The organism is Sphingomonas sp. PR090111-T3T-6A (genome assembly GCF_000383095.1).
Classification (GTDB): Bacteria; Pseudomonadota; Alphaproteobacteria; order Sphingomonadales; family Sphingomonadaceae; genus Solisphingomonas.
The window spans coordinates 44,373-69,469 of the sequence record NZ_AORL01000022.1; the positions used below are offsets into that span (position 1 = coordinate 44,373).

The 25,097-nt window shown below is 68.6% G+C and carries 23 protein-coding genes; 13 read left to right on the plus strand and 10 right to left on the minus strand.

Going from position 1 to position 25,097, the window contains the following annotated elements; translation table 11 throughout:
- Positions 1–67 precede the first annotated feature (67 nt).
- The 3 genes from hpnK to ST3T6A_RS0115965 are packed head-to-tail and all read left to right on the plus strand — an operon-like array spanning position 68 to position 2,476.
- Positions 68–928: a hopanoid biosynthesis-associated protein HpnK gene (gene hpnK, locus ST3T6A_RS0115955; RefSeq protein WP_019833953.1), complete on the plus strand. Its 861-nt coding sequence runs from the start codon at positions 68–70 to the stop codon at positions 926–928.
- A 40-nt stretch (positions 929–968) separates the two neighbouring features.
- The gene (locus tag ST3T6A_RS0115960) at positions 969–1,949 is read left to right on the plus strand and encodes a lysylphosphatidylglycerol synthase domain-containing protein (protein ID WP_019833954.1); all 981 of its coding nucleotides are present in this window, start codon (positions 969–971) and stop codon (positions 1,947–1,949) included.
- A complete protein-coding gene (locus ST3T6A_RS0115965; RefSeq protein WP_235785832.1) occupies positions 1,904–2,476 on the plus strand; it encodes a DUF2141 domain-containing protein in 573 nt (190 codons plus the stop codon). The genes ST3T6A_RS0115960 and ST3T6A_RS0115965 overlap by 46 nt, the downstream gene beginning before the upstream one ends.
- A 132-nt stretch (positions 2,477–2,608) precedes the next feature.
- On the opposite strand, the gene ST3T6A_RS0115975 is transcribed toward ST3T6A_RS0115965, so the two are convergent.
- From ST3T6A_RS0115975 to ST3T6A_RS0115985, 3 genes are read right to left on the minus strand one after another with little or no spacing between them, the layout of a single operon-like run.
- The gene (locus ST3T6A_RS0115975; RefSeq protein WP_019833957.1) at positions 2,609–4,408 is read right to left on the minus strand and encodes an acyl-CoA dehydrogenase C-terminal domain-containing protein; all 1,800 of its coding nucleotides are present in this window, start codon (positions 4,406–4,408) and stop codon (positions 2,609–2,611) included.
- 13 nt (positions 4,409–4,421) lie between these two features.
- On the minus strand, positions 4,422–6,749 hold the full coding sequence (locus ST3T6A_RS0115980) for a 3-hydroxyacyl-CoA dehydrogenase/enoyl-CoA hydratase family protein (RefSeq protein WP_019833958.1): 2,328 nt from the start codon (positions 6,747–6,749) through the stop codon (positions 4,422–4,424).
- Between the two features lie 2 nt (positions 6,750–6,751).
- Positions 6,752–7,888, minus strand: a complete 1,137-nt coding sequence (locus ST3T6A_RS0115985) for a thiolase family protein (protein WP_019833959.1) — start codon at positions 7,886–7,888, stop codon at positions 6,752–6,754.
- Between the two features lie 202 nt (positions 7,889–8,090).
- Between ST3T6A_RS0115985 and ST3T6A_RS0115990 the strand changes: the two genes are divergently transcribed.
- From ST3T6A_RS0115990 to ST3T6A_RS0116010, 5 genes are all read left to right on the plus strand, one after another.
- The gene (locus ST3T6A_RS0115990) at positions 8,091–8,483 is read left to right on the plus strand and encodes a DUF2147 domain-containing protein (protein ID WP_157602956.1); all 393 of its coding nucleotides are present in this window, start codon (positions 8,091–8,093) and stop codon (positions 8,481–8,483) included.
- Between the two features lie 88 nt (positions 8,484–8,571).
- On the plus strand, positions 8,572–9,939 hold the full coding sequence (locus tag ST3T6A_RS0115995; RefSeq protein WP_019833961.1) for an OmpP1/FadL family transporter: 1,368 nt from the start codon (positions 8,572–8,574) through the stop codon (positions 9,937–9,939).
- Entirely contained in the window at positions 9,939–11,630 is a 1,692-nt protein-coding gene (locus ST3T6A_RS0116000; RefSeq protein ID WP_019833962.1) for a long-chain-fatty-acid--CoA ligase, read from the plus strand. Before ST3T6A_RS0115995 ends, ST3T6A_RS0116000 begins: the two co-directional genes overlap by 1 nt.
- Positions 11,623–12,018 carry a MerR family transcriptional regulator gene (locus ST3T6A_RS0116005; RefSeq protein WP_019833963.1) on the plus strand — a complete coding sequence of 132 codons (396 nt, stop codon included), beginning with the start codon at positions 11,623–11,625 and terminating at the stop codon, positions 12,016–12,018. Before ST3T6A_RS0116000 ends, ST3T6A_RS0116005 begins: the two co-directional genes overlap by 8 nt.
- 70 nt (positions 12,019–12,088) lie before the next feature.
- Positions 12,089–13,837, plus strand: a complete 1,749-nt coding sequence (locus ST3T6A_RS0116010; RefSeq protein WP_019833964.1) for a chloride channel protein — start codon at positions 12,089–12,091, stop codon at positions 13,835–13,837.
- Between the two features lie 4 nt (positions 13,838–13,841).
- On the opposite strand, the gene ST3T6A_RS0116015 is transcribed toward ST3T6A_RS0116010, so the two are convergent.
- From ST3T6A_RS0116015 to ST3T6A_RS0116045, 7 genes are all read right to left on the minus strand, one after another.
- Positions 13,842–15,245: a TolC family protein gene (locus tag ST3T6A_RS0116015; RefSeq protein ID WP_019833965.1), complete on the minus strand. Its 1,404-nt coding sequence runs from the start codon at positions 15,243–15,245 to the stop codon at positions 13,842–13,844.
- A complete protein-coding gene (locus ST3T6A_RS0116020) occupies positions 15,242–16,180 on the minus strand; it encodes an HlyD family efflux transporter periplasmic adaptor subunit (RefSeq protein WP_019833966.1) in 939 nt (312 codons plus the stop codon). Before ST3T6A_RS0116020 ends, ST3T6A_RS0116015 begins: the two co-directional genes overlap by 4 nt.
- Entirely contained in the window at positions 16,177–16,392 is a 216-nt protein-coding gene (locus ST3T6A_RS0116025) for a DUF1656 domain-containing protein (RefSeq protein ID WP_019833967.1), read from the minus strand. Before ST3T6A_RS0116025 ends, ST3T6A_RS0116020 begins: the two co-directional genes overlap by 4 nt.
- A complete protein-coding gene (locus ST3T6A_RS0116030) occupies positions 16,389–18,428 on the minus strand; it encodes an FUSC family protein (RefSeq protein ID WP_019833968.1) in 2,040 nt (679 codons plus the stop codon). The genes ST3T6A_RS0116025 and ST3T6A_RS0116030 overlap by 4 nt, the downstream gene beginning before the upstream one ends.
- Positions 18,425–18,880, minus strand: coding sequence for a MarR family winged helix-turn-helix transcriptional regulator (locus ST3T6A_RS0116035; RefSeq protein ID WP_019833969.1), 456 nt, complete (start codon positions 18,878–18,880; stop codon positions 18,425–18,427). The genes ST3T6A_RS0116030 and ST3T6A_RS0116035 overlap by 4 nt, the downstream gene beginning before the upstream one ends.
- A gap of 61 nt (positions 18,881–18,941) precedes the next feature.
- Positions 18,942–19,265 (minus strand): divalent-cation tolerance protein CutA, encoded by a 324-nt coding sequence (gene cutA / locus ST3T6A_RS0116040; protein WP_026359788.1) that lies wholly within the window; start codon positions 19,263–19,265, stop codon positions 18,942–18,944.
- A 58-nt stretch (positions 19,266–19,323) separates the two neighbouring features.
- A complete protein-coding gene (locus ST3T6A_RS0116045) occupies positions 19,324–20,220 on the minus strand; it encodes a LysR family transcriptional regulator (protein ID WP_037538995.1) in 897 nt (298 codons plus the stop codon).
- A gap of 98 nt (positions 20,221–20,318) precedes the next feature.
- Between ST3T6A_RS0116045 and ST3T6A_RS0116050 the strand changes: the two genes are divergently transcribed.
- The 5 genes from ST3T6A_RS0116050 to ST3T6A_RS21730 all read left to right on the plus strand — a co-directional run bounded on the left by ST3T6A_RS0116050 (position 20,319) and on the right by ST3T6A_RS21730 (position 25,092).
- On the plus strand, positions 20,319–21,833 hold the full coding sequence (locus ST3T6A_RS0116050; protein WP_037538943.1) for a CoA-acylating methylmalonate-semialdehyde dehydrogenase: 1,515 nt from the start codon (positions 20,319–20,321) through the stop codon (positions 21,831–21,833).
- Between the two features lie 120 nt (positions 21,834–21,953).
- The gene (locus tag ST3T6A_RS0116055) at positions 21,954–23,096 is read left to right on the plus strand and encodes an acyl-CoA dehydrogenase family protein (RefSeq protein ID WP_019833973.1); all 1,143 of its coding nucleotides are present in this window, start codon (positions 21,954–21,956) and stop codon (positions 23,094–23,096) included.
- Positions 23,093–23,866: an enoyl-CoA hydratase gene (locus tag ST3T6A_RS0116060; protein ID WP_019833974.1), complete on the plus strand. Its 774-nt coding sequence runs from the start codon at positions 23,093–23,095 to the stop codon at positions 23,864–23,866. The genes ST3T6A_RS0116055 and ST3T6A_RS0116060 overlap by 4 nt, the downstream gene beginning before the upstream one ends.
- 86 nt (positions 23,867–23,952) lie before the next feature.
- The gene (mmsB, locus tag ST3T6A_RS0116065) at positions 23,953–24,843 is read left to right on the plus strand and encodes a 3-hydroxyisobutyrate dehydrogenase (RefSeq protein WP_019833975.1); all 891 of its coding nucleotides are present in this window, start codon (positions 23,953–23,955) and stop codon (positions 24,841–24,843) included.
- Positions 24,844–24,918: 75 nt separating this feature from the next.
- Positions 24,919–25,092, plus strand: coding sequence for a hypothetical protein (locus tag ST3T6A_RS21730; RefSeq protein WP_162140545.1), 174 nt, complete (start codon positions 24,919–24,921; stop codon positions 25,090–25,092).
- The last annotated feature ends 5 nt before the right edge of the window (positions 25,093–25,097 follow it).

Consider the following 25,097-nt stretch of genomic DNA (forward strand, 5'->3'; position numbering starts at 1 on the left):
GCTCCGTGGCGCCTGCCCCTCCACCATGCTTCGCATGGTCCCCCTCCCCGTTCCGGGGAGGAAGGAAGTGAAGCGCCTCATCGTCACCTCCGATGATTTCGGGGCATCGCTCGCCGTCAACGAGGCGGTCGAGCAGGCGCATACGCAGGGCATCCTCACCGCCGCCTCGCTGATGGTGGCGGGCGATGCCGCCGCCGATGCCGTCCAGCGCGCGAAGCGGCTGCCGACGCTCGGCGTGGGACTGCACCTCGTGCTGGTCGAGGGGCGACCGATGCTGCCCGTCGCCGAGGTTCCGGACCTCGTCGACGAGACCGGCCATTTCCGCACCAACATGGCGCTGGCGGGCGTCAATTTCTTCTTCCGTCCGTCCGTCCGCCGCCAGCTTGCGGCCGAGATCGAGGCGCAGTTCGCCGCCTTCCATGCGACCGGGCTCCCGCTCGACCATGTCAACGCGCACAAGCATTTCCACCTGCACCCGACGATCGCAGGCCTGATCCTCTCGGTCGGCCGCCGCTACGGGCTTGCCGCCGCCCGCGCGCCGGTCGAGCCGCTGGAGATGATCGCCGCGATCGAGCCCACGCCGCAGACGCTCGTCGGCCGCATCGCCGGACCCTATGCGAAGAGCGTCGCCCGCCGCTTCCGCGCCGCCGGGCTGGTGGTGCCGGATCGCGTGCTCGGCCTCGCCTGGAGCGGGCATATGACGACCGAGCGGGTCCGCACCCTAGTCGAGCGGCTGCCGGACGGCGTTTCCGAACTCTACTGCCACCCTGCCACCTCGGACGAATATCCGGGCTCCGCGCCGGGCTATGCCTATCGCGCCGAACTCGCCGCGCTGCTCGATCCCGGCGTCCGCGCCGTCGTGGCGGGGCGCGACATCCAACTCTGTCGTTTCGCCGAGGTACAGGCGCGGCGGAATATGGCGGCATGAGCAAAGCCGTGCCGCGCTTCACGAAAGGCCCGAAATCCCCGTGACGTCCCATCTCCGCTGGCCGATCGCGCTGGCGACCCTCGCCGGCCTCGGCGCCGCCATCTGGGCGATCGGCTCGGTCGGCTTCGCCGCGCTCGCCCATGCCGCGCTGCGCATGGGGAGCGGTGGCTTCGCGCTCTTCTGCCTCGGCAGCCTCGGGCTCTCCGCCATCCTCGGCGCGGCGTGGCTCGCCTCGATGCCGGGACAGCCGCTGCGCCAATGGCCGCTCTTCACCTGGGCGCGGATGGCGCGCGAAGGGGCGAACGACCTGCTGCCCTTCAGCCAGGTCGGCGGCCTCGTCGTCGGGGCGCGGACATTGACCGGCGCCGGCCTCCCCGGTCCGCGCGTCTATGCCGCGATGGTCGTCGATCTCACCACCGAGATGGCGGGGCAGGTGGTGTTCACCCTGTTCGGGCTGGTCGTGCTGGGTTCGGTGCTGGTCGACGGTACGCAGCATCATGTCGCGCCGCTGGCGTGGGCCGGCGCGGGCGTGACGATCGCGATGACGGGCGCCTTCATCCTGCTCCAGCGGCCGATGCTGAAGCTCGCGGGCGCGCTCGCCGGGCATCTGCTGCCCAACGCGCATATCTCGCTCGACAAGCTCCATGCCGAACTCGGTGACATCTACCGGCGGCGGGGTGCGGTGGCGATGTCCTTCCTGCTCAACCTGCTCGGCTGGCTGGCGGCCTCGCTGCTCGGCGCGCTGGCGCTGGAGCTGATCGGCGATCCGATCCCGGTGTGGCGGGTGATCGCGCTCGAAAGCCTGATCTTCGCGATCCGCGCCGCCGCCTTCGTCATTCCCGGCGCGATCGGCGTGCAGGAGGCGGGCTATGTGCTCCTGGGGCCGATGCTGGGCCTTGATCCGCAGGCGGCGGTGGCGCTGTCGCTCATCAAGCGCGCGCGCGACATCGTGATCGGCCTGCCCTCGCTGATCGCGTGGCAGGCGAACGAGATGCGGCCGCGCCGGCCGCGCAAGGCCTGATGCGGCGGGTGGGCCTGCTCCTCGCGGCGCTGCTCGCGGTGGCCGCCGCGCCGCCCCCCTCCGGGCCGGAGCCCGGCACCGACGAAGGCCGCTGCCGCCCCGGCGACAACAGCCCGACCATCGAGGTCAGTGTCGAGGGCCTGAAGGACCGCACGGGCGTCCTGCGGCTGGAACTCTATTCCTCCGATCCCAAGGATTTCCTGGCCGGCGACAAGGATCTGCTGGCCGCCGGCAAGACCTTCCGCCGCGTCGTCGAGGCGCCCCTCGCCAGCGGGCCGGTGAAGCTGTGTCTGCGCGCGCCCGCGCCCGGCACCTATGCGCTGGCGCTGATCCACGATCGCGACAACAAGCGCAGCTTCAGCATCTGGCACGACGGCGTCGGCTTCGCGGGCAATCCCCCCGTCACCCACGGCAAGCCGCCGCCCGACAAGGCCCGCATCACCATCGGAAACGGGCAGACACAAACCGTCATCATCATGAATTATATGCGAGGGCTGTTCACGTTCGGGCCTGTCGGGGGGAAGTGATGGCCAACATCTCGCATCGGGGGCCGCGCGCTGGAAGGGCGCTGCGGACCACCAGCTATTCGCGTTTCTGGGCGGAAATCCTGATCTGGGCGAGCCGCCGCTGCCCGCATTGAGCAGCGGCGGCTCCCACAATCAGAAGGCCTCGGCCTCCAGTGCCATCAGCGAGCGCTTGCCCGACTTGATGGCGAGGAACATCGCCGTCGCCTGCGGCAGGATGCGATCGAAGAAGAAGGACGCCGTGGCGAGCTTCGCCTTGTAGAAGCCCGCATCCTCGCCCGCGCCGGCCGCCAGCCTGTCGGTGGCGATCTTCGCGGCCTTCAGGAAGGTGTAGCCGAGGCCCACCAGACCCATCAGCCGCAGATAGTCGGTGGCGGCGGCGCCGGCTTCCTCCGGGTCCTTCAACCCCTTCTGCGCAATCATGCCGGTCGAGAGCTGGAGCGCGCCGAAGGCCTGCTGGAGGCCGCCGGTGAAGGCCTTGAGCGCCTTGTCCTCGGGCGCGCCCATCTCCTCGATCAGGTTGGAGACGGCGTGGAAGAAGGGGCGCAGGTTCCGCCCCATGTTCGCGGGCAGCTTGCGGCCGACGAGATCGAGCGCCTGCACGCCGTTGGTGCCCTCGTAGATCTGGGCGATGCGGCTGTCGCGGACGAACTGCTCGACGCCATGCTCGCGGATATAGCCATGGCCGCCATAGGTCTGGACCGCGAGATTGGCCGCCTCCGAGCCGAAATCCGTGAACAGCGCCTTCACCACCGGGGTCACCAGCGCGATGAAATCGGTGGCGCGCTGCTTCACCGCTGGGTCGTCCGAATGCTTCTCGGCATCGAGCGCGCGGGCGCACCACTGGCCGAGCGCACGGCACCCTTCCGCATAGACGCGCATCGTCATCAGCATCCGGCGCACATCCGGGTGGACGATGATCGGATCGGCCGGCAGGTCCGGGCGCTTGGGGCCGGAGAGCGAGCGGCCCTGCAAGCGGTCCTTCGCATAGGCCACCGCCGACTGGTACGCGATCTCGTTGATGCCCAGCCCCTGCACGCCGACCGAGACCCGCTCGGTGTTCATCATCGTGAACATCGCGGCCAGGCCCTTGTTCGCCTCCCCGACGATCCAGCCGGTCGAGTCATCGAAATTCATCTGGCAGGTGGCGGACGCCTTCATGCCCATCTTGTGCTCGATCGCGGCGACCGAGACGCCGTTGGACGGCCCCGGCGTGCCATCCTCCTTGGGCAGGAACTTGGGCACGATGAAGAGCGAGATGCCCTTGGAGCCCTTGGGCGCATCGGGAAGCCGCGCCAGCACGAGATGGATGACGTTCGCCGTCAGGTCATGGTCACCGGCCGAGATGAAGATCTTGGAGCCGGTGATCTTATAGCTGCCGTCCGCCTGAGGCTCGGCCTTGGTGCGGAGCAGGCCGAGGTCGGTGCCGCAATGCGACTCGGTGAGGCACATCGTCCCCGACCATTCGCCCGACACCATCTTGGGCAGATAGGCCTGCTTGAGCGCGTCGGTGGCGTGGCTCTCGATCGCCGTGGTGGCGCCGTGGGTGAGGCCCGGATAGAGGCTGAACGAGAGGTTGGTCGAGCAGATCATCTCCTCGACCAGCTTGTTCACCGTCTCGGGCAGCCCCTGCCCGCCCCACTCCGGATCGGAGGCGAGCGCCGTCCAGCCGCCCTCGCGGAAGGTGTCGTAAGCCTCCTTGAACCCCTTGGGCGTGCGGACGACGCCATTCTCGTAGTGACACCCTTCGAGATCGCCGCTGGCGTTCAGCGGCAGCAGCACGTCCTTGGCGAGCTTGTTCGCCTCCTCCAGCACGGCGTCGAGCAGGTCAGGGGTGAACTCTTCATGCGCCTTGAGGCCGCCGAAGCCGTCGCCCTCGAACAGCTCGTGGAGCACGAAGCGCATGTCGCGCAGCGGCGCGTCATAGGTCTGCATCGTCTTTGCCCTCTCAGTTGCGCAGCGGCTTGCCGGTGGTGAGCATATGCTCGACACGGGCCTGCGTGCGCGGATCCTTGACGCTGGCGAGGAACGTCTTGCGCTCCAGACGCAGCAACTGCTCCTCGGTGACGGTGTCGACGAGATCGGCCTCGCCGCCGGTCAGCACCTCGGCCAGACGATCGGAGACGACGCCGTCATAGGCGGTGGCGAGCCCCTTCTTCTGGAAGTCCTTGACCGCGAGTCCGAGCCCGACGCGCCCGCTCTCGCCCGGCAGCCTGAACACCGGCGGCTCGGGCGGCGCATAGCCGTCCACCAGCGCCAGCGCCTTGGCCTTGGCGTCGGCGAGCAGGCGGTCGCGGTTCATGGTGATGCCGTCGGTTTCGCGGAGGAAGAGATGCTCCTTGGCCTCGGCGGCCGACTTGGCGACAGTCGCGGTCGAGACGGTCTGGAACACCTTGGCGACAGCGGGCATCGGCCCCTTGGGCATCGCCTTGGCCTTCTGCCAGCGGTCGAGCATCTCGCCATTGCCGCCCCAGCCCGGCACGAGGCCGACACCGCATTCGACGAGGCCGATGTACGTCTCGGCGTGCGCCTGAATGGCATCCGAGTTGAGGCAAATCTCGCACCCGCCGCCGAGCGCCAGCCCCGCCGGCGCCGCGACCACCGGGAATGGCGCATATTTGAGCGCCTTGAACGCCTGCTGTCCGCCGGCGATCAGCTTGTCGATCTCGCTCCACGCCGCAATGTTGACCGCGAAGAGCGCGAGGCCGAGATTCGCGCCCGCCGAGAAGTTCGAGCCCTCGTTATAGACCACCAGCGCCTTGAACTGCGCCTTCACCAGCGGGATCGCCTGCTGGATGAGCTTGATGATCTCCTCGTCGAAGGAGTTCATCTTGCTGGTGAACTCCAGCACGACGACGCCGTCGCCCACATCCCACAGCGAGGCGGAGGCGTTCTTGAGCAGCGGCTCGGCGCCGCGCTTGATGTCCTCCAGCAGCACCACGCCCTCGGCGCGGACGACATCGCGATAGCTGCCGTCGGCGGCGAGATATTGGCGCTTGCCGTTCTCGACGCGGTAGAAGGGGTTGGTCCCCGCGGCCTTGAGCAGCGCCGGCACCGGGCGGCCCTCGGCGGCGAGACGCTCGGCGAGCTTGCCCGGCCCGAGCTTGTCGATCAGCTCGAACGGACCGAACTTCCAGTTATAGCCGAGCTTCATCGCATCATCGATGGCGACGATATCGTCCGCCGCCTCGCCGACCAGCTTGGCCGCATAGGACAGGACATGGCCGAGGATCGTCCACGCATAGTCGCCGCTCTTGCCGGGCAGTGTGACGAGCGCGGCCAAATCCTTGTCGGCCTTGCCGGGCAGCCTTTCGGGCTTCTTCTCGGGGCGATATTCGCCGGTCGCGAGGTCGAGCGCGAACTTGGCGCGCTTGCCGTCCGCGCCCTTCTCCAGCTTGTAGAAGCCGCCCTTGCCCTTGCGGCCGGTGAAGCCGTCCGCGATCATCTTGTCGACCAGCGGCATCGGCCGGATCGTGTCGAAATAGGGATCGCCCTCGGGCAGCGTCGAGGACAGGCTCTTCGACAGCAGCGGCATCAGGTCGACGCCGACCAGATCGATCAGCGCGAAGATGCCGGTCTTGGGCACGCCCATCGGCGCGCCGCCGATCTGGTCGGCCTCCTCGATGGTGACGCCCAGATCCATCGCCGCGTTGACCGCGATCGCCAGCCAATAGGTGCCGAGGCGGTTGGCGATGAAGCCCGGCGTATCCTTGGCGCGGATCACCCGCTTGCCCAGCGCGCGGTCGGCGAAATCCTCGACCTTGCGCGCCAGCGCCTCGTCGGTGGCCGCGCCGGTGACGATCTCCAGGAGCCGCATGTAGCGCGGCGGGTTGAAGAAGTGGGTGATGAGGAAGTCGCGCTTGAACTGGTCCGAGCGGCCCTCGACCAGCCTCTCCAGCGGGATGGTGGAGGTGTTGGAGGAGACGGCGGTGCCGGGCTTCTTCACCTCTTCCAGCTTGGCATAGAGCGACTGCTTGATGTCCAGCCGCTCGACGATCGCTTCCACGATCCAGTCGCATTCGGCGACACGGCCGAGATGATCGTCGATATTGCCCGTCTCGACCAGCTTGGCGGCGCGCTTCGACATGAAGGGCGCCGGATCGGTCTTGAGCATCTTGGCGACCGCACCCTTGGCGATGGCGTCGCGATCGGCCCCGTCCTTGGGGACGATGTCCAGCAGGAGCACCGGCACGCCCGCATTGGCGACCTGTGCGGCGATGCCCGCGCCCATCGTGCCGGAGCCGATGACGCAGACTTTCTTGATGCTGTCGGCCATGGTTATGCGCGCTCCAATACCGTGGCGATGCCCTGACCGCCGCCGATGCACTGGGTGGCGAGCGCGTACTTTCCACCCTCGCGCTCCAGCAGCGCCGCCGCCTTGCCGACGATGCGCGCGCCGGTCGCGCCCAGCGGATGGCCGATGGCGATTGCGCCGCCGTCGATGTTGATCGTCTCTTCCTTCAGGCCGAGATCGCGGATGCAGGCGATCGCCTGGCTCGCGAAGGCTTCGTTGATCTCCACCACGTCGAGGTCGGCGGCGGTGATGCCGGCGCGCTCCAGCGCCTTCCTCGATGCGCCGATCGGGCCGAGGCCCATCGTCTCGGGCGCGCAGCCCATGATGCCGACCGACTTGATCTTCGCGAGAATCTTGAGGCCGTGCTTCTTCGCAAACTCCTCCGACGTGACGAGCACGGCGCTCGCGCCATCGGTCAGCGGCGAGGAGGTGCCGGCAGTGACGGTGCCGTCCTTCGAGAAGGCGGGCTTGAGGCCGGCGAGGATCTCGGCGGTGGTGTCGGGGCGGATGATGCCGTCCTCGGTCACTTCGCCGGACTTGGTCCTGATGGGGATGATCTCGTCGGCGAGCTTGCCGGAGGCACGGGCGGCGGCGGCCTTCTGCTGGCTCTTCACAGCGAGCGCCTCCTGCTCGGCGCGGGTGATCTGGTATTTCTCGGCGACATTCTCCGCCGTCTCGCCCATGCCCATATAGGCGCCGGGGCGCTTGGCGACGAGTTCCGGCGAGGGCAGCGGGTTGAAGCCCATCATCGGCACCCGGCTCATCGATTCGATGCCCGCGCAGATGAAGGCCTCGCCCGCGCCGATCGCGATCTGGCCCATCGCATAGTGGATCGCGCTCATCGACGAGCCGCAGAAGCGGTTGATCGTCACCCCGCCGACCTGGAGCGGGAAGTCGGCCAGCAGGCCGATGAGGCGGGCGACATTCAGCCCCTGCTCGCCCTCGGGGAAGGCGCAGCCGAGCACGATGTCCTCGATCTCGGCCGCATCGACCCTGGTCTTCTCCAGCAGCCCGCGAATCGTCTGGGCGGCGAGATCGTCCGGGCGGACGCGCGCCAAAGCGCCCTTGTTGGCGAGGTGGAAGGGTGAACGGGCATACCCTGCGATCACGACGTCGGTCATGCGAATCCTCTCCGTGGAATGGCCCGGACGATCAGTGCCGCGCCGTGTTGCCTTTAAGGTGCGATGATTTCCCTATACGTCAACCAAATTTTCGGTCACAGTCTGCGAGTCGCCCCGCCGTAGCGGTAGGCGGCCCATCATAAGCGCCAGCAAGAGCGCGGTATGTTGAGAAGCATATGGAGGAGAGGCGATCGTGATCACGATGCTTTTCGCGGCGTTCCTCGCCGCACCGTCAGCCGACAGCGTCGTCGGCCAGTGGATGACCGAAACCCGCCACGGGATCGTCAACATCCAGCGCTGCGGATCCTCGATCTGCGGCACGCTCATCACGTCGGACGGCATCAAGGCCAATCCGGCGCTGAAGGACATCAACAACAAGGACGAGAAGCTCCGCGATCGTGCCCTGAAGGGCGTCACCATGCTGCAAGGGTTCACCCAGAGCGACGGCATGTGGGACGGCGGCACCATCTACAATGCCGAGGACGGCCGCATCTACAAGGCGCGCATCACGCCGGTGGATGCCAACACGCTCAAGCTGCGCGGCTGCGTGTTCGTCCCTCTTTGCAAAACGCAAACCTGGACCCGCGTACGGTAAGCGTCCGCCGAACAAGCAGTAGGGGAGTTGCATAATGAGAATTTGTAGGGGAATCGCCCGAAAGGGAGCGCTGGTCGCCGCCACCGCGGTGTCCGCGCTGACGATGGCGGGGCAGGCCCATGCCGCCGCTTTCTATATCCAAGAGCAGTCGACCAAGGGCCTCGGCCGCGCCTTCTCAGGCGAAGTGTCCGAACAGGGCGCGCAGCAGATGTGGTGGAACCCCGCCGCGATCGGCGGCATCGACAGCATCCAGAATTATTTCGGCTTCACCGCGATCATCCCGCACGCCGACGCCACCAACGTCAATTCGACGATCACGCGGCCGGGCTTCCCGCTGGGTGCCGCGGTCGGCATTCCGGCGCTCGGCAGCATCGCGGGCGGCACCTATCCGGTGGGCGGCGCGCAGAATTCACACAACCCGATCAACACCGGCTATCTGCCCAATGGCGGCTTCGCGGTGCCGCTCGGCGACAGCCTCGCATTCGGCTTCACCATGACGTCGCCGTACAGCTTCACCAGCAATTACGACGCGGATAGCTGGGCCCGCTATGCGGCCGACAAGTCGCGCCTGCGCACCTTCGATCTCCAGCCCGTGCTGGCCTACCACAGGGGCGGGCTCAGCATCGGCGCCGGGCCGAACGTGGAATATGTCCGCGCGACGCTCAGCAACTATCTGCCCGATCCGCTGCCGAGCCTGGCCGGCATCCCGATCGTCGGCCCCGGCCTGTCGGCGGCGCTCAACACCAATGACGGCCACCAGTATCTCAAGGGCTCGGGCTGGGACGTCGGCTATTCGCTGGGCTTCCAGTATCATAACGACAAGATCGATCTCGGCGTCAGCTACAAGTCGAAGATCAAGCATCATCTGAAGGGCCACCTGATCATCGACGGGCTGACCGGCCTGCTCGCGACGCAGGGCGCCAACCAGCGTGTCGACGACGCCCATGCCGACTTCACCACACCCTGGCAGGTGATCTTCGGCGGCCGTTACCATGTCACGCCGCAGCTCACCCTCAACGGCCAGATCACGCGCTTCGGCTGGAGCAAGTTCAACGCGATCGCGCTCTCGAACCTCGGCGCCAACGCCGACCAGTCGGTGCCGGAGAACTACCACAATAGCTGGACCTATGCGGGCGGCGTGGACTTCAAGGTGACGCCGGCCTGGACGCTGCGCGCCGGCGTGCAGCGCGACCTGTCGCCGATCGGCGCCGGCAACCGCGACCCGCGCGTGCCCGACGGCAACCGGTGGAACTTCGCGGCGGGCACCAGCTACGCCATGAACAGCCATTTCACGATCGATGCGGGCGCCAGCTACGACAAGATCAAGAGCAACCCGATCGACAAGACCGAGGCCGCCTATGTCGGCACCCCGCTCGAGACGATCATCCAGAATGACGGCGTGCTGCACAACGCCAACGCCGTCATCCTTTCCATTGGCGGGAGCGTAACCTTCTGATGAGCATGCCGGCCGTTAATTCCGATGAGCGGCCGGCGCCGCGGGGGGATGGCTCCACGGGCCATTCCCCCACCTTCGCGCCGCGGCTGCTGACGGATCTGCTCGACAACGCCGTCGCCCGCTGGGGCGAGCGGATCGCGATCGACTTCCTCGGTCATCGCTGGACCTACAGGGAATTGGGAACGCTGGTGGAGCACGCCGCGCGCGGGCTTCAGGATATCGGCGTCAAGCCGGGCGACCGGGTCGGGCTCTGCCTGCCCAACATGCCGCATTATGTGATCCTCTATTTCGCGACGCTGCGCATCGGCGGCATCGTGGTCAACCTGAACCCGCTCTATGTCGAGCGCGAGCTGTGCCACCTGCTGGAGGATTCGGGCGCCGGCGTCGTCGCCACCGTCGACATCGCCTCGATCCACGACAAGGTGACCCATGTCGCCGAGAAGGTGGGCGTGCGCAAGCTGATCGTCTGCCCGCTGTCGGAGGCGCTGCCGCGCTTCAAGTCGATCGCCTATCGCGTGCTCAAGCGGAAGGAGATCGCGCACGTCCCGCACGATGCGCTGCACATGTTCTTCGCGCAGCTCACCGCCAACCATCGGCCGCACACGCCCGTCACCCTGAAGCCGGACGATGTGGCCGTGCTCCAATATACCGGCGGCACCACCGGCGAGCCCAAGGCGGCGATGCTGACCCACGCCAATCTCACCGCCAATTCGGCGCAGATGATCGCCCATGTCGGCCACCTGCCCGACGAGCAGGAGCGCACGCTGGGCGTGCTGCCGCTGTTCCACGTCTTCGCGCTGACCACGGTGCTCAACTATTCGGTCGACACCGGCGCCGAGATGGTGCTGCTGCCCCGCTTCGAGCTGAAGCAGATGGTGGACACGGTCGCGCGCACCCAGTGCACCCAGCTCCTCGCGGTGCCGACCATCTATGGCGCGCTCAATGGCCTGCCCGACAGCGATCTGGCCAAGCTGAAATCGGTCAAGCGCTCGATCTCGGGCGGCGCGCCGCTGCCCTTCGACGTGCGCCAGCGCTTCGAGATGCGGATGGGGACGCCGGTGGTCGAAGGCTATGGCCTGTCCGAGGCCTCGCCGATCATCACCTGCAATCCGCTCGGGGTCGAGCCCAAGGACAACAGCGCCGGCCCGGCCTTTCCCGGCACGACGATCGAGATCCGTGACCTCGACGATCCGCACAAGATCCTGCCCGTGGGCGAGCGCGGCGAAATCTGCGCGCGCGGGCCGCAGGTCATGAAGGGCTACTGGAACCGCCCGGACGCCAACGAGGCGGTGTTCGTCGACGGCGCGCTCCGGACCGGCGACGTCGGCTATCTCGACGAGGACGGCTATCTCTTCATCGTCGACCGCATGAAGGACATGATCCTGTGCGGCGGCTACAACGTCTATCCGCGCACGATCGAGGAAGCGCTCTACGAGCATCCGGCGGTGGCCGAGGCGGTTGTCATCGGCGTGCCCGACAAATATCGCGGCCAGGCGCCGAAGGCGTTCGTCTCGTTGCGGCCGGGCATGGCCGCCACGCCCGAGCAGCTTCGCGGCTTCCTCACCGACAAGCTCAGCAAGATCGAGATGCCCCGCGAAATCGAAATCCGAGACAATCTGCCCAAGACGCTCATCGGCAAGCTCTCCAAGAAGGAGCTGATCGCAGAGGAGCTGGCGAAGACCCATGGCTGAGGAGGGCAACGACCTCAGGGGCATTCAGCAGGTCGCGTCCGATCTCGGCGTCACCACGCGGACGTTGCGCTTCTACGAGGACAAAGGGCTGATCGAGCCGCGCCGGGTGGGCACGACGCGCGTCTATACCCGGCGCGAGGTGGGGCGGATGCACCTTATCCTGCGCGGCAAGCGGCTGGGCTTCTCGCTGCGCGAGATCCACGAGTTCCTCGATCTCTACGACGCCGATCCCAAGCATGTGGAGCAGATGCGCCGCCTCGCCACCCGCGCCCGCGAGCGCGCCGACGAGCTGGAGCATCAGAAGATCGCGATCGAGCAGACCATCGTCGAACTGCGCCAGATCGAGCGCGAGGCGCTGGAGCGCGTCGAGACCGCCAGCCACGCCTGAGCCCATGTTCGACGGGTGACAGCGCCCGCGGTCATGCTACAGGCGGAGGGTCTGGGGGAGGCTCGTCCGGGTGCGATACCATAGGACCCTGCGTTATTTCGTCATTCTGCGTCGCCAGTTCCGGCAAAGCGAAGCGAGCTTCATCCTGCTCGCCGTTCTGGTGGGCGCGCTGGGCGGTGGGCTGGCGGTGGCGCTGGGGCTGGTGGCCCACATGCTCCAGCATCTCCTCTATGCGCTGCCCGGCACCACCCGGCTGAGCGGGATGGCCACGCTCCAGCCGGTGCGCCTGCTGGCGCTGCCGCTGGGGGGTGCGCTGCTCGGCCTGCTCCACCTCGCCCTCCAGCGCTGGCGGCGGCGCACGCCGGTCGACGTGGTCGAGGCCAACGCGCTCCATGGCGGCGCCGTGCCCTTCCGCGACAGCCTGACGGTGACGGGGCAGACCTTCATCTCCAACGGCTTCGGCGCCTCCGTGGGGCTGGAGGCAGCCTATGCGCAGATCGGCGGCGGGCTGGCCTCGGTGATCGGCCGCTGGTTCAGCCTGCGCCGCTCGGACCTGCGCACCTTGGTCGGCGCCGGCACGGGCGCGGCGATCGGGGCGGCGTTCGGCGCGCCGCTGACCGGCGCCTTCTACGCCTTCGAGATCGTCATCGGCGCCTACACCCCCGCCGCCATCGCGCCCGTCGCCGCCGCCACCATCGCAGGCGTCGCCACCGCGCGGACGCTGGGCGCGGTGCCCTATCTCATCACCGCCGCGTCGACCGGCATCACCCGCAATCTCGATTATCTCGCCTTCGTCGGCATGGGGCTGGCCTGCGCCTTCGTCGGCATCCTGCTGATGCGGGCGGTGAGCCTGCTCGAGATCGGCGTGCGCAAGACCGGGCTGCCGCCCGCGCTCCGCCCGATGGTGGGGGGCATCCTGCTGATGCCGATCGCCTATCTCGCCCCGCAGGCGCTCTCGGCGGGCCATGAGGCGCTGCACCTGACCCTCGCCAGCGACGTGCCGCTCGCCATGCTGTGCGCGATCTTCGGGCTGAAGATGCTGGCCTCGTCGGTGTCGCTGGGCTTCGGCTTCCGCGGCGGGCTGTTCTTCGCCTCGCTGTTCCTCGGCGTGCTGGTGGGCCGCATCTATGCCGACGTGGTGGAGCTGCTGCTGCCCGGCCAGCATCTGTGGACACAGGACGCCGCGCTGGTCGGCATGGCGGCGCTGGCGGTCTCGGTGATCGGCGGGCCGATGACGATGAGCTTCCTCGTGCTGGAGGCGACGCGCGACTTCCAGCTCACAGCGATCGTGCTCACCGCCTCGCTGGTGGCGAGCGCGCTGGTCCGCGAGTTGTTCGGCTACAGCTTCTCGACTTGGCGCCTCCATCTGCGCGGCGAAGTCATCAAGTCGGCGCGCGACATCGGCTGGGTGCGCCAGCTCACCGCCGGCAAGATGATGCGGCGCGCGCCCGCCTGCCTGCCCGCGGACACCAGCATCGGCGAGTTCCGCCGCCGCACGCCGCTCGGCTCGACCAGCCGCGTCGTGCTGCTCAACGAGAAGAATCATTATGCCGGGCTGGTGCCGACCGCGCAGGCCTATGTCGACGGGCTCGACCTTCACGCCAGCGTGACCACCCTCGCCCGCCATCCCGACGACACCATCACGCCGGACAGGAACATCGCCGAGGTGATGCAGGTGTTCGACCGGCTCGGCGTCGACGATCTCGCTGTCGTCGCGCCCGACGGCAAGCTGCTCGGCCTGCTGACCGAGGCGCATGTCCGCAAGCGCTATGCCGACGAGCTGGAGAGCGCCCAGCGCGACCTGTTCGGCGAAAGCTAGGCCCTCACTCCTCCCAGCCGCCGCCGAGCGCCAGAAAGACGTCGATCTGCCGGTCGGTCAGCTCGGACTGCGAGGCCGCCAGCGCCGCCTCGGCATTGGCAAGGTTGGACTGCGCGGTCAGCACGTTGATGAAGCCGGTGCGGCCGAAGCGGAACAGGCGGTTGGCCTGATCGCTCGCCTTCTCGGCATCGTCGCGGGCCAGCTCGAGCGCATGGTCATGGTCGATCTCGCGCGCATAGGCGGTGAGCGCCGTCTCGGTCTGGCGCAGCGCCTCGATCACCGTGCCATCGAAGCGCGCCGAGGCGATGTCCGCCTCCGCGCCCGCCGCATGGATGCGCGCGTGGATCAGCTTGCGGTTGGGGAAATTCCACGACACCAGCGGGCCGATGCCGCCGCCGAAGGTGTCGCCCGAGTTGAACAGCTTGAACGGGCCGGCAAAGCCCATCGATCCGCCCAGCGTCACCTTGGGATACAGCTCCGCCATCTCGACGCCGATGGTGGCGGTGGCGGCGGCGAGATTGCGCTCGGCCGCGCGGATGTCGGCGCGGCGGCGGATCAGCGCGCCGCCGTCGCCGATCGGGATCGGCTGCTTGAGCGCGGGCGGCGCCGGGCAGGTCTCCAGCTCCTTGGGATAGTCGGAGGGCGCGCGGCCCATCAGCGCGGCCAGCTCGAACAGGGCCGCCTGCCGCTTGGCGATGATGGTGGGGATGGCCGCCGCGCTCTGGTCGGCGGCGCCGCGCGCGCGGGTGACGTCGAAATTGGTGCCCCGGCCGCCCTTGAAGAGCCGATGGGTGACGTCGAGCGTCTGGCGCTGGATGTCGAGCACATGCTGCGTCGCCGCCAGCGTGCGGTTGGCCGAGCAGGCCGCCGCATAACTCCGCGTCACCGCCGCCGCGATCGTCACGCGCACATTATCGCGCGCCGCCTGCGCCGCCTCGGAGCTGTCCTTCGCCGCCTCGATCCCGCGCCTGATGCCACCCGCCAGATCGAGCGGATATTCGACGCCCGCGCCCAGCGTGTAGGACCAAGCCGTGCCCGGCAGCGGCTCGGTGAAGAAGCCCACCCGCGCGGCTTCGGCGCCAGCATTGAGGCTGGTCTGGATGGTGCGGCCCGCCTCGGCCTCGCGCACGATATAGCTCGCGCGGCGCAGGTTCGCGTCGGCGGCGCGCAGGTCGGTGTTGGCCTTCAGCGCTTCCTCGACATAGCCGTCGAGCCGCGCATCGTCATAGAGCCGCCACCAATGATCGGGCAGCGGCGCCTGCGCATAGGCCGGCTCGTCGCCGCTCGCGAAGGCGCGGTTGGCGGCCGGCGCCTTCGCCATCGCATTGTCCGGCACATGATAATTCGGCCCCGCCGTGCAGGCGGCGAGCGACAGCGCAAGCAGGGAGGCGGCGGGCGCGATCCTCACGGGCGCGGCCCCTGCGCGTTGGCGACCGGTTGCGGCTGCGTGGACTTCTGGGGCTGGGCCTTCCGCTCCTCCGGCTGGACGATGGTGACGGTGGCCGTCCGCCCGGCGATGAGCTGCGTGCCCCTGGGCATCCGGTCGACATGGATGCGCACCGGGATGCGCTGTGCGAGGCGGACCCAGCTAAAGGTCGGCTGCACTTCACGGAGCTGGTTGGCGGTGTCCTTGCTCTGGTCGTCGGCGATGCCGGCGCTGATGCTGTCGACATGGCCTTCGAGGTCGCGCTCGTCGCCCATCAGGCGAATCTTCGCCTTGTCGCCGACATGGATGTGGCGGAGCTTGGTTTCCTCGAAATAGCCCTCGATCCGCAGCGAATCCATGTCGACCACCGCCATCGCCTGATGCCCCGCGCCCAGATAGTCGCCCGGATGCAGATCGAGATTGGTGACGATGCCGTTCACCGAGGCGCGGATCGCGGTGCGCGCGACGTTGAGCGAGGCGGTCTGCCGCGCGGCGATCGCGGCGTTGAGCGCGGCGTCGGCGGTCGCCACCTTGGCGACATTCTCCTCATGCGTCTCGGTCGCGACCAGATCGCCCAAGGCGAGGTCGCGCTTCGCCACGCGCTTCGCCTGCTCCAGCGTGGCCCGAGCGCTGGCGATGCTGGCGTCCGCCTGCCCCAGCGCATCGGCGTAGCGCGGCTGATCGACCACGAACAGCAGATCGCCCTTGTGGACGAACTGGTTGTCGCGCACCGCCACCGACGTCACCAGCCCGCCGACATCCGGCGCCACGCGCACCACGTCGGCGCGGACATGGCCGTCGCGCGTCCAGGGGTCGGTCTCATAATGGCGCCACAGCCAGATCGCCACGAGGACGGCCAGCACGACGATGCTCAGGGTCACGGCCCAGCGGGCGAGCGGCGCGAGGATACGGTTCATGGATGCAGTCCGAACGAGGTCGTGAGGGAAGCCAGAAGGCCGAGGATGAGTAGGAACAGCGCCACGTCCACCAGCGGACGATAGGCGACCAGCCGATAGGCGCCCACCAGCGCCAGCAGGCGCGAGAGCAGCACGACGATCGCCAGCGCGGCGATGGCGAGCACCAGCAGCGAGGGCAGGAACACGCCCCCGATCGAGACTTCGCCGATCATGCGGGCGCTCCCTGATAGGCCGGCGCCTGCGGGAACAGGTTGCGGCGCAGGCTGGTCAGCAGCACGAGGCCCTGCCGCCGCCGCTCGGCCTGCGGATCGGCAGCGAAGGCGGCGACGGTGCGGTCGATCTCGGCCAGCAGCCCCTCGGGCGGCGGCACGGTCCGCACCGGATCGAGACGGACGAAATGGCGCCAGATGCCGGTCAGCGTATCGGCAATCAGCCCGCGCTGCTCCGGCGTGGCGGAGGGGCCCAGCCGATCCAGCTCGCCCGCGACGAAGCCGATGCGCAGGTCCACCAGCGCGTCCAGCAGCGGCTTGCCGGGATCGGGCGCCTGCTTCGCCAGCCGGGGAAGCAGCAGGCCGATCCGGTCGAGCATCCCGCTCGTCCAGTGCGCCGTGCCGGGCGCCCGGCCCTTCGCGCGCCGCGCCACATCGCGCCAGCCGGCGCGGATCAGGCGGGCGACGCTGTGCTCGGTGCCGATCGTCTGGAACAGCCCCACCGTCACCACCGCGAAGCCGGTGCCAACGAGCTGGGCGAGCGCCCCGTTGGCGAAGGCGGCGAAGCTATCCTTGTAGGTGGCGTTCAGCCCCACCGTATTGGGGAAGGCGAGCAGCATGCCGAGCGACACCAGGGTCAGCGGCGGCCGCGCCAGCATCGATCCTACCAGCAGCAGCGGCGGCGCCAGCACAGCGGCGACCGTCACGAAATCGGTGGCGCGCGGCAACAGGGCATAGCCCCACAGCATCGCCACGCCGAGCCCGAGCGCCGAGCCGATGAAGAAGGTGAAGATCACCGGGCCCGGATCGTCGACATTGCCGAACAGCGCGCAGCAGACGCCCGCGATCAGCACCGCGCCCGCGCCATCCGGCCAGGCGGTGCCAATCCAGAAAGCGCAGCCGAGCACGATGGTGGCGATGGTGCCGAGCGCCGCACGCACTGCGAGGCCCTTGTCGCGATGGAGCGCTCGTCCCCCCGCCTGTGCCAGCAACTCCCCCACGCGCGGCGAAAGCGCGCGCGGGCTGGGCGAGTGGATCTGGTCCTGAAGATCCCGGCAATCGCGATGCGCGGCGATCAGGTCCGCCATGCGCGCCAGCAGGTTGAGCAGCAGCATGTCGCGCCAGATCGGCTCCGGGCCGCCCGGCGGCGGCTCCAGCACCCGCGCCTCGTCGATGAGCCGGGCGGCGACCTCGCCCCGATCCGGCCTGCGCACGCCGTCCTCCAGCCAGTTGCGCACCCGTTCGACATAATCCGCGATCGGCCCCGGCACTCCGCCCTCGCACGACGACAGCACCACCAGCCGGTCCTCCACCGTGCTCGCCAGCGGCAGGAAAAGCGAAAGCTGATCCTCCATCGCCCGCACCGTCCGCACGCGGGGCAACAGGCGCGCCGTGTCGAACGGCAGGTGGATTGAGAGCTGGTGCAGCTCGGTGAGATCGATGGCGAGGCGGCGGCGTTCGCGGTCCAGCGTCTCCTCGCGCACGCCTGACAGCGCGGCGCGGGACCAGCGCTCGGCATCGTTGAGGATCACCTCGATCCGCTGGAGCAGCCGCGCGGCGACGGAGCGCGGCCAGATCAGCGCATGCACCACGCTACCGGCGAGGATGCCGATGGTGATCTCCTGCACGCGGACGATCGCGACATCGAAGATCGCGCCCGGCGCGTCCACGCTCGGGAAGCCGATGATGCTGGCGGTGTAGCCGGCGAGCAGGAAGATGTATGCGCGCGGCGTCCGGTCGAGCAGCGAGACATAGAGGCACAGGCCCAGCCACAGCGCCAGCGCCAGCGAGAGCACCGCCGGCTCGTTGACGAAGGTGGGCACCAGCACCACCGCCGCCGTCGCGCCGAGCAGCGTGCCCATCAGCCGGAACGCCGCCTTGGAAAGCACGGCGCCGGCGAGCGGCTGGGCGACGATGTAGGAGGTCGTCACCGCCCAATAAGGCCGGACGAGCCCGATCCTGAGCGCGACATAATAGGCCAGCATCGCCGCGATGAAGCATTTGACCGAGAAGAGCACGGCTTCCGCATCGGCCTTCATCGCGCCTTCTCCCGCTGGGCCAGCATCCGCTGGTCGAGCCAGCCGAGCACCCGGTTGGCGGTGTCGAGATCCCGATCGTCGACGCCCTCGAAGAGGTGATGGCGGATGGCGCGGAGCGAGGTTTCGATCCGGCCCACCATGGCGCGGCCGGGCTCGGTCAGGAAGATGCGGTTGGCGCGGCGGTCCTGCGCGTCGGTGCGGCGCTCGACCAGGCCGGCCCGTTCGAGCTGATCGACGAGGCGCACCAGCGACGCCCCCTGTATGTCGAGCGCCGCGGCCAGCTCCGTCTGGCGCACGCCGTCGCCCAGCCGCCCGACATGGAGCAGCAGCCAGCCCGTCGCATCCGACAGGCCGAGATCGGCCACCGCGCGATCCGCCTCCGCCCGCCAGCGGCGCGCAAGCGGCAGGATGCGGCGCGCGAACTCCGCTTCGGCTTCGGTCCGGGAAATCATTAGCTGCCTAATCATTTGAAGGCGGCCGAAATGCAAGCCGAAAATCGGGGCGGAGGCCGCATCAGGCCGCGGGCCTCACCTGCTGGGCGATCCAGTCGAGATAGGCCGCCGCGCCGCCGATCACCGGCGTCACCAGCACCTCGGGCACGGCATAGCTGTGGAGCGCCAGAATCCGCGCCTGCACAGCCAGCGTGCGCTCGGCGCTGGTCTTGATCGTGAGCAGCAGTTCGCTGGCCTGCTCCACCTCGCCTTCCCAGCGATAATGGCTCTCGATCGGCATGATCTGCACGCAGGCGGCGAGCCGCTCCCCGATCAGCGCGCCGGCGATGCGGTGCGCATCCTCCCGCCCCGCCACGCTGGTCGTGATGACAACGCATTCGGTCACCGTCGCCCCCTCCGCCCGCCGATTCGTGCCGGCCAAGATCGCACGCCGGGCGGGAAAGTCACGCCCCGCCGCGACCGGCCAGCAGGGCCGCCGCGGACGCCACCTCGTCACGCAGCCAGGCGATGAACGCCTCCACCCGCGCCACCCGCCGCATGTCGCGGTGGACGACCAGCCAGAAGCTCCGCTCGATCGACACCGCGCGGGGGAGCAGCCGCACCAGGCCCGGCGTGGCATCGCCCAGGAAACAGGGCAGGATGCCGCACCCGGCCCCGCTCGCGATCAGCCGCGTCTGCGCGGTGATGCTGGAGGAACGAATCTCCGCCTCCAGCCGCTCGTCCACCTCGGCCAGATAGCGCAGCTCGGGCGCATAGATGAGATCGGGCACATAGCCGACCAGCCGTCGCCGGGTGAGCGCGTCGACGCTCTCGACCGGCCCCGTGCGATCGAGATGGTCGCGCGCGGCATAGACGCCCAGCCGATAGTCGGTGAGCTTGGCGGCGATCAGCGGCCCGCCGCGCGGACGCGCGAGCATGATCGCGATGTCTGCCTCGCGCCGCGAGGGATTGAGGAAGCCGGTCGACGCGATCAGGTCCACCGCCACGCCGGGATGGCGCTCGGCGAAGCGGGCGAGGCGGGGCGCGATGAAGCCGCTGCCGAAGCCTTCCGACACGCTCAGCCGGATCGTGCCGCCGAGCGCCGCCCCCTCCTCCGCCTGCTGCTGCACGGCGCGGGCACCCGCCTCCATCGCCTCGGCATGAGCGAGCAGGCGATGGCCGCCCTCCGTGAGGCTCTGGCCGGCGGGGCCATGTTCGAACAAGGTGGTGGCGAGCGCCGCTTCCAGCCGCTGGATACGCCGGGCGACCGTGGTCGCATCCTGCCCGGCAGCGCGCGCGGCCGCCGCCAGCGTGCCCGACCGCGCCAGCGCGAGGAAGATGCGCATGTCGTCCCAGTTCATCGCGCCCATCGATCTTCCTGCATAATTGCAGGCCCAGTTTGCACATTGGCGGCCTTGCCTGCGGGACTGCATAGGCCGATGGAGAGCCAAACAGCAAGATGAGGAGAGTCGCGGTGCACGACATCGGCCATTACATCGCGGGTGGCGCGGGTGAGACGGAGGCCGCACGGTACGGCGACGTCTTCGATCCCAATTCGGGCAAGGTCCAGAAGCGCGTCGCGCTCGGCACCGCCGCCGACCTCGATCGCGCCGTCGCAGCCGCTGAGGCCGCCCAGCCCGCCTGGGCCGCGGTCAACCCGCAGCGCCGCGCCCGCGTGATGTTCAAGTTCAAGGAGCTGGTCGAGGCCAATATGGAGGAGCTGGCACACACGCTGGCCTCCGAACATGGCAAGGTGATCGCGGACGCGCGCGGCGACCTCATGCGCGGCCTCGACGTCATCGAGTTCTGCTGCGGCATCCCGCACGCGATGAAGGGCGAGTTCACCCATGGCGCCGGGCCGGGGATCGACGTCTGGTCGATGCGCCAGCCGCTTGGCATCGGGGCGGGCATCACCCCGTTCAACTTCCCGGCGATGATCCCGATGTGGATGTTCGGCGTCGCCATCGCGGTGGGCAATGCCTTCATCCTCAAGCCGTCGGAACGCGATCCGTCGGTGCCGGTGCGCCTCGCCGAGCTGATGCGCGAGGCCGGGCTGCCGGAGGGCATCCTCCAGGTCGTGCATGGCGACAAGGAAATGGTCGACGCGATCCTCGATCATCCGGCGATCGCGGCGGTGAGCTTCGTCGGCTCGTCCGACATCGCGCACTATGTCTATTCGCGCGGCGTCGCGGCGGGCAAGCGCGTCCAGGCGATGGGTGGTGCGAAGAACCACGGCATCGTCATGCCCGATGCCGATCTCGATCAGGTGGTGAACGATCTGTCGGGCGCCGCCTTCGGCTCCGCCGGCGAGCGATGCATGGCGCTGCCCGTGGTCGTGCCGGTGGGCGAGGAGACGGCCGAGCGCCTGCGCGCCAAGCTGATCCCCGCGATCAACGCGCTGCGCGTCGGTGTCTCGACCGATCCGGAGGCGCATTATGGCCCGGTCATCAACGCGGCGCACAAGGCGAAGGTCGAGAACTACATCCAGATGGGCGTCGACGAGGGCGCCGAGCTGGTCGTCGACGGCCGCGGCTTCACGCTTCAGGGACATGAGAAGGGCTTCTTCGTCGGCCCGACGCTGTTCGACCGCGTCACGACGAAGATGAAGACCTATCAGGAGGAGATTTTCGGCCCCGTCCTCCAGATCGTGCGCGCGCATGATTTCGAGGAGGCGCTGCGCCTTCCCTCGGAGCACCAGTATGGCAACGGCGTCGCCATCTTCACCCGCAACGGCCATGCCGCGCGCGAGTTCGCGGCGCGCGTGAATGTTGGCATGGTCGGCATCAACGTGCCGATCCCGGTGCCGGTCGCCTACCACACCTTCGGCGGCTGGAAGCGCTCGGCGTTCGGCGACACCAACCAGCACGGCATGGAAGGCGTGAAGTTCTGGACCAAGGTGAAGACCGTCACCGGCCGCTGGCCCGACGGTTCGGCCTCGGGCGACAACGCTTTCGTCATCCCCACGATGGGCTGACCTCCCGCTCCTCCCCCGGCGGCCTGTCGGGGGAGGAGGCCGTTTCATGAGCGGCGCAGGGCCTCCTCCGCCGGCGACCTACCCTCCCTGTCATGGGGCGGTTTCTGCTAGGGCTCCTGCATGACCCAGTTCGACCTCACCGACGACCAGCGCGAAATCCAGGAGCTGGCGCGCCGCTTCACCGCCGACGCGATCACTCCCCACGCCGCCGAGTGGGACGAGAAGCACATCTTCCCCCGCGATACCGTGAAGGCCGCCGCCGAACTCGGCTTCGGCGCGATCTATGTGTCGGAGGAAGCGGGAGGCATCGGGCTCGGCCGGCTGGAGGCCGCGCTCATCATGGAGGCGATGGCCTATGGCTGCCCCTCCACCTCCGCCTTCATCTCGATCCACAACATGGCGACATGGATGATCGACCGCTTCGGCGGCGATGCGGTGAAGGCCAAATATCTCCCCGATCTCGTCCAGTGCGAGCGGATCGCATCCTATTGCCTGACCGAGCCGGGCTCGGGCTCCGACGCCGCCGCGCTCAAGACCAAGGCGGTGAAGGACGGCGACCATTATGTCGTCACCGGCTCCAAGGCCTTCATCTCGGGCGGCGGCGAGAACGAGGTCTATGTCGTCATGGTCCGCACCGGGCAGGACGGGCCGAAGGGCATCTCCTGCCTCGTGATCGAGAAGGGCATGGAGGGCGTCAGCTTCGGCGCGCAGGAGAAGAAGCTCGGCTGGCGCTCGCAGCCGACCGCGCAGGTGAATTTCGACGGCGTGCGCGTGCCGGTCGAGAATCTGGTCGGCGCCGAGGGCGAGGGCTTCTCGATCGCGATGGCCGGGCTCGACGGCGGCCGCATCAACATCGGCGCCTGCTCGCTGGGCGGCGCGCAGCGCGCGCTCGACGAGGCGCAGCGCTACACCTCCGAGCGCCGCCAGTTCGGCACGCGCATCATCGATTTCCAGAACACCCAGTTCCAGCTCGCCGACATGGCGACCGAGCTGGAGGCCGCCCGTGCCCTCCTCTACATGGCCGCCGCCAAGGTAACCGACGGCGCGCACGACAAGACCAAGTTCGCCGCGATGGCCAAGCGCCTCGCCACCGACACCGGCTCGGCGGTGGTCGACCGCGCTCTCCAGATGCATGGCGGCTACGGCTATCTGCAGGACTATCCGATCGAGCGGATCTGGCGGGATCTGCGCGTCCACCGGATACTCGAAGGCACCAACGAGATCATGCGCATGATCGTCGCGCGGGAGATGATGAAGCAATGACCTACGAAACCATCCTCGTCGAACAGCACGACGCCGTCACGCTGCTCCGCCTCAATCGTCCGCAGGCGCTCAATGCGCTCAATTCGACGGTGCTGAAGGAGATGGTCGCGGCGGCCCGCGCCTATGATGCGGACCCGAGCCAGCTCTGCATGGTGGTGACGGGCAGCGAGAAGGCCTTCGCCGCCGGAGCCGACATCAAGGAGATGGAGGCGATGGGCTTTGCTCACGCCTATGGCACCAATTTCTTCGCCGGCTGGGAGGACTTCACCCGCACCCGCAAACCGATCATCGCCGCGGTGGCCGGCTATGCGCTGGGCGGCGGCTGCGAGGTGGCGATGATGTGCGACTTCATCCTCGCCGCCGATACCGCCAAATTCGGTCAGCCCGAGATCAAGCTCGGCGTCGGCCCCGGCATGGGCGGCTCGCAGCGGCTCACCAAGGCGGTCGGCAAGGCCAAGGCGATGGAGATGTGCCTGACCGGCCGGATGATGGACGCGGTGGAGGCCGAGCGCTCGGGCCTCGTCGCCCGCGTCGTCCCCGCCGACGAGCTGATCAACGAGGCGATGAAGACCGCCAAAATGATCGCATCGATGCCCCCGCTCGCCGCCATCGCCAACAAGGAGATGGTCAACGCCGCGTTCGAGACCGGCCTCGCGCAGGGCATCCTGTTCGAGCGGCGGCTGTTCGCCGGCCTCTGCGCCACCGACGACAAGGCCGAAGGCATGAAGGCCTTCGTCGAGAAGCGTCCGGGCGTCTGGACAGGCCGGTAACCGACACCCACCGTCGCCCCGGAGCCGCAGGGCCCAACGCCCGCGCTCCGGAGGCTGACGCATTATCGATACGGAGAGGACAGGATATGGCACGCATCGGCTTCGTCGGGCTCGGCAACATGGGCGGCGGCATGGCGCTCAACCTCGCGAAGGCGGGGCATGAGGTCGTCGCCTTCGATCTCGCCGAGCCGGCGCTCGCCCGCGCCCGCGATGGCGGCTGCCCCATCGCGAAGTCCGCCGCCGAGGCGAGCATGGACGTCGACGCGGTCGTCACCATGCTGCCCGCCGGCAAGCATGTGGCGGCCGTCTATGGCGAGCAGATTTTCGGCGCGGTGAAGCCGGGCACGCTGCTGATCGACTGCTCCACCATCGATGTCGCGACCGCCCGCGCGGTGATCGCCGATGCCGCCGCGCGCGGCTTCGAGATGGTCGACGCGCCCGTCTCGGGCGGGATCGCGGCGGCCAATGGCGGCACGCTCACCTTCATGGTCGGCGGCACGGACGCCGCCTTCGCGCGTGCCGAGCCGATTCTCGCGAAGATGGGCAAGGCCGTCATCCATGCCGGCGACGCGGGTGCAGGGCAGGCCGCCAAGATCTGCAACAACATGATCCTCGGCAGCCAGATGATCGCCACCTGCGAGGCCTTGGCCATGGCGGTCCGGCTCGGGCTCGATCCGCGGAAATTCTATGATATCGCGTCCAAGGCCTCCGGGCAGAGCTGGTCGCTGACGAGCTATTGTCCGCTGCCCGGCGTCGGCCCGGAAAGCCCCGCCGATCGCGGCTATGAAGGCGGCTTCGCGGCGGCGCTGATGCTCAAGGATCTGAAGCTCGCCATGCAGGCCGCGCAGGACATGGACGCCGCCGTGCCGATGGGCTCGGCCGCCGAGGCGCTGTTCCAGACCTTCGTGAACTCCGGCGCCGGCCACAAGGATTTCTCGGGCATCATCGCGATGCTCGACGGCCGCCAGCCCGGCTGACGACTCCGCAACAATCGGACATCCGCCCGACAGATAGGCCTGCCACTGCCCTCCTCGATGAAGGAGAAGGCAGCGATGGCCGGGAGAATGACTCGGGCGGAGCGCTGCCGGGCCGGGCGCCACACGCCCGTTCCGGCACGTCGGCAGGCCAATGGCGATGTCGATCGCGGCGTCTGCCGCTATTGCCGCCGGCCGATCATGCGGACCCAGGCGACGCGGATCTGGTTCCTGGCGACGATGCTCGCCTGAACGGA

Excerpts from the sequence above, each read along its gene's own strand:
- ST3T6A_RS0116025 (WP_019833967.1), bottom strand. The coding sequence starts at position 16,392 with ATGATCGGCGAAGTCTCGATCGGGGGCGTGTTCCTGCCCTCGCTGCTG.
- ST3T6A_RS0116050 (WP_037538943.1), top strand. The coding sequence starts at position 20,319 with ATGAGGAGAGTCGCGGTGCACGACATCGGCCATTACATCGCGGGTGGC.
- ST3T6A_RS0116060 (WP_019833974.1), top strand. The coding sequence starts at position 23,093 with ATGACCTACGAAACCATCCTCGTCGAACAGCACGACGCCGTCACGCTG.
- ST3T6A_RS0116035 (WP_019833969.1), bottom strand. The coding sequence starts at position 18,880 with ATGATTTCCCGGACCGAAGCCGAAGCGGAGTTCGCGCGCCGCATCCTG.
- ST3T6A_RS0116045 (WP_037538995.1), bottom strand. The coding sequence starts at position 20,220 with ATGAACTGGGACGACATGCGCATCTTCCTCGCGCTGGCGCGGTCGGGC.
- ST3T6A_RS21730 (WP_162140545.1), top strand. The coding sequence starts at position 24,919 with ATGGCCGGGAGAATGACTCGGGCGGAGCGCTGCCGGGCCGGGCGCCAC.
- ST3T6A_RS0115980 (WP_019833958.1), bottom strand. The coding sequence starts at position 6,749 with ATGGCCGACAGCATCAAGAAAGTCTGCGTCATCGGCTCCGGCACGATG.
- ST3T6A_RS0115985 (WP_019833959.1), bottom strand. The coding sequence starts at position 7,888 with ATGACCGACGTCGTGATCGCAGGGTATGCCCGTTCACCCTTCCACCTC.
- mmsB (WP_019833975.1), top strand. The coding sequence starts at position 23,953 with ATGGCACGCATCGGCTTCGTCGGGCTCGGCAACATGGGCGGCGGCATG.
- ST3T6A_RS0116030 (WP_019833968.1), bottom strand. The coding sequence starts at position 18,428 with ATGAAGGCCGATGCGGAAGCCGTGCTCTTCTCGGTCAAATGCTTCATC.
- ST3T6A_RS0116000 (WP_019833962.1), top strand. The coding sequence starts at position 9,939 with ATGAGCATGCCGGCCGTTAATTCCGATGAGCGGCCGGCGCCGCGGGGG.
- ST3T6A_RS0116055 (WP_019833973.1), top strand. The coding sequence starts at position 21,954 with ATGACCCAGTTCGACCTCACCGACGACCAGCGCGAAATCCAGGAGCTG.
- ST3T6A_RS0115975 (WP_019833957.1), bottom strand. The coding sequence starts at position 4,408 with ATGCAGACCTATGACGCGCCGCTGCGCGACATGCGCTTCGTGCTCCAC.
- ST3T6A_RS0115990 (WP_157602956.1), top strand. The coding sequence starts at position 8,091 with ATGCTTTTCGCGGCGTTCCTCGCCGCACCGTCAGCCGACAGCGTCGTC.
- ST3T6A_RS0116020 (WP_019833966.1), bottom strand. The coding sequence starts at position 16,180 with ATGAACCGTATCCTCGCGCCGCTCGCCCGCTGGGCCGTGACCCTGAGC.
- ST3T6A_RS0116005 (WP_019833963.1), top strand. The coding sequence starts at position 11,623 with ATGGCTGAGGAGGGCAACGACCTCAGGGGCATTCAGCAGGTCGCGTCC.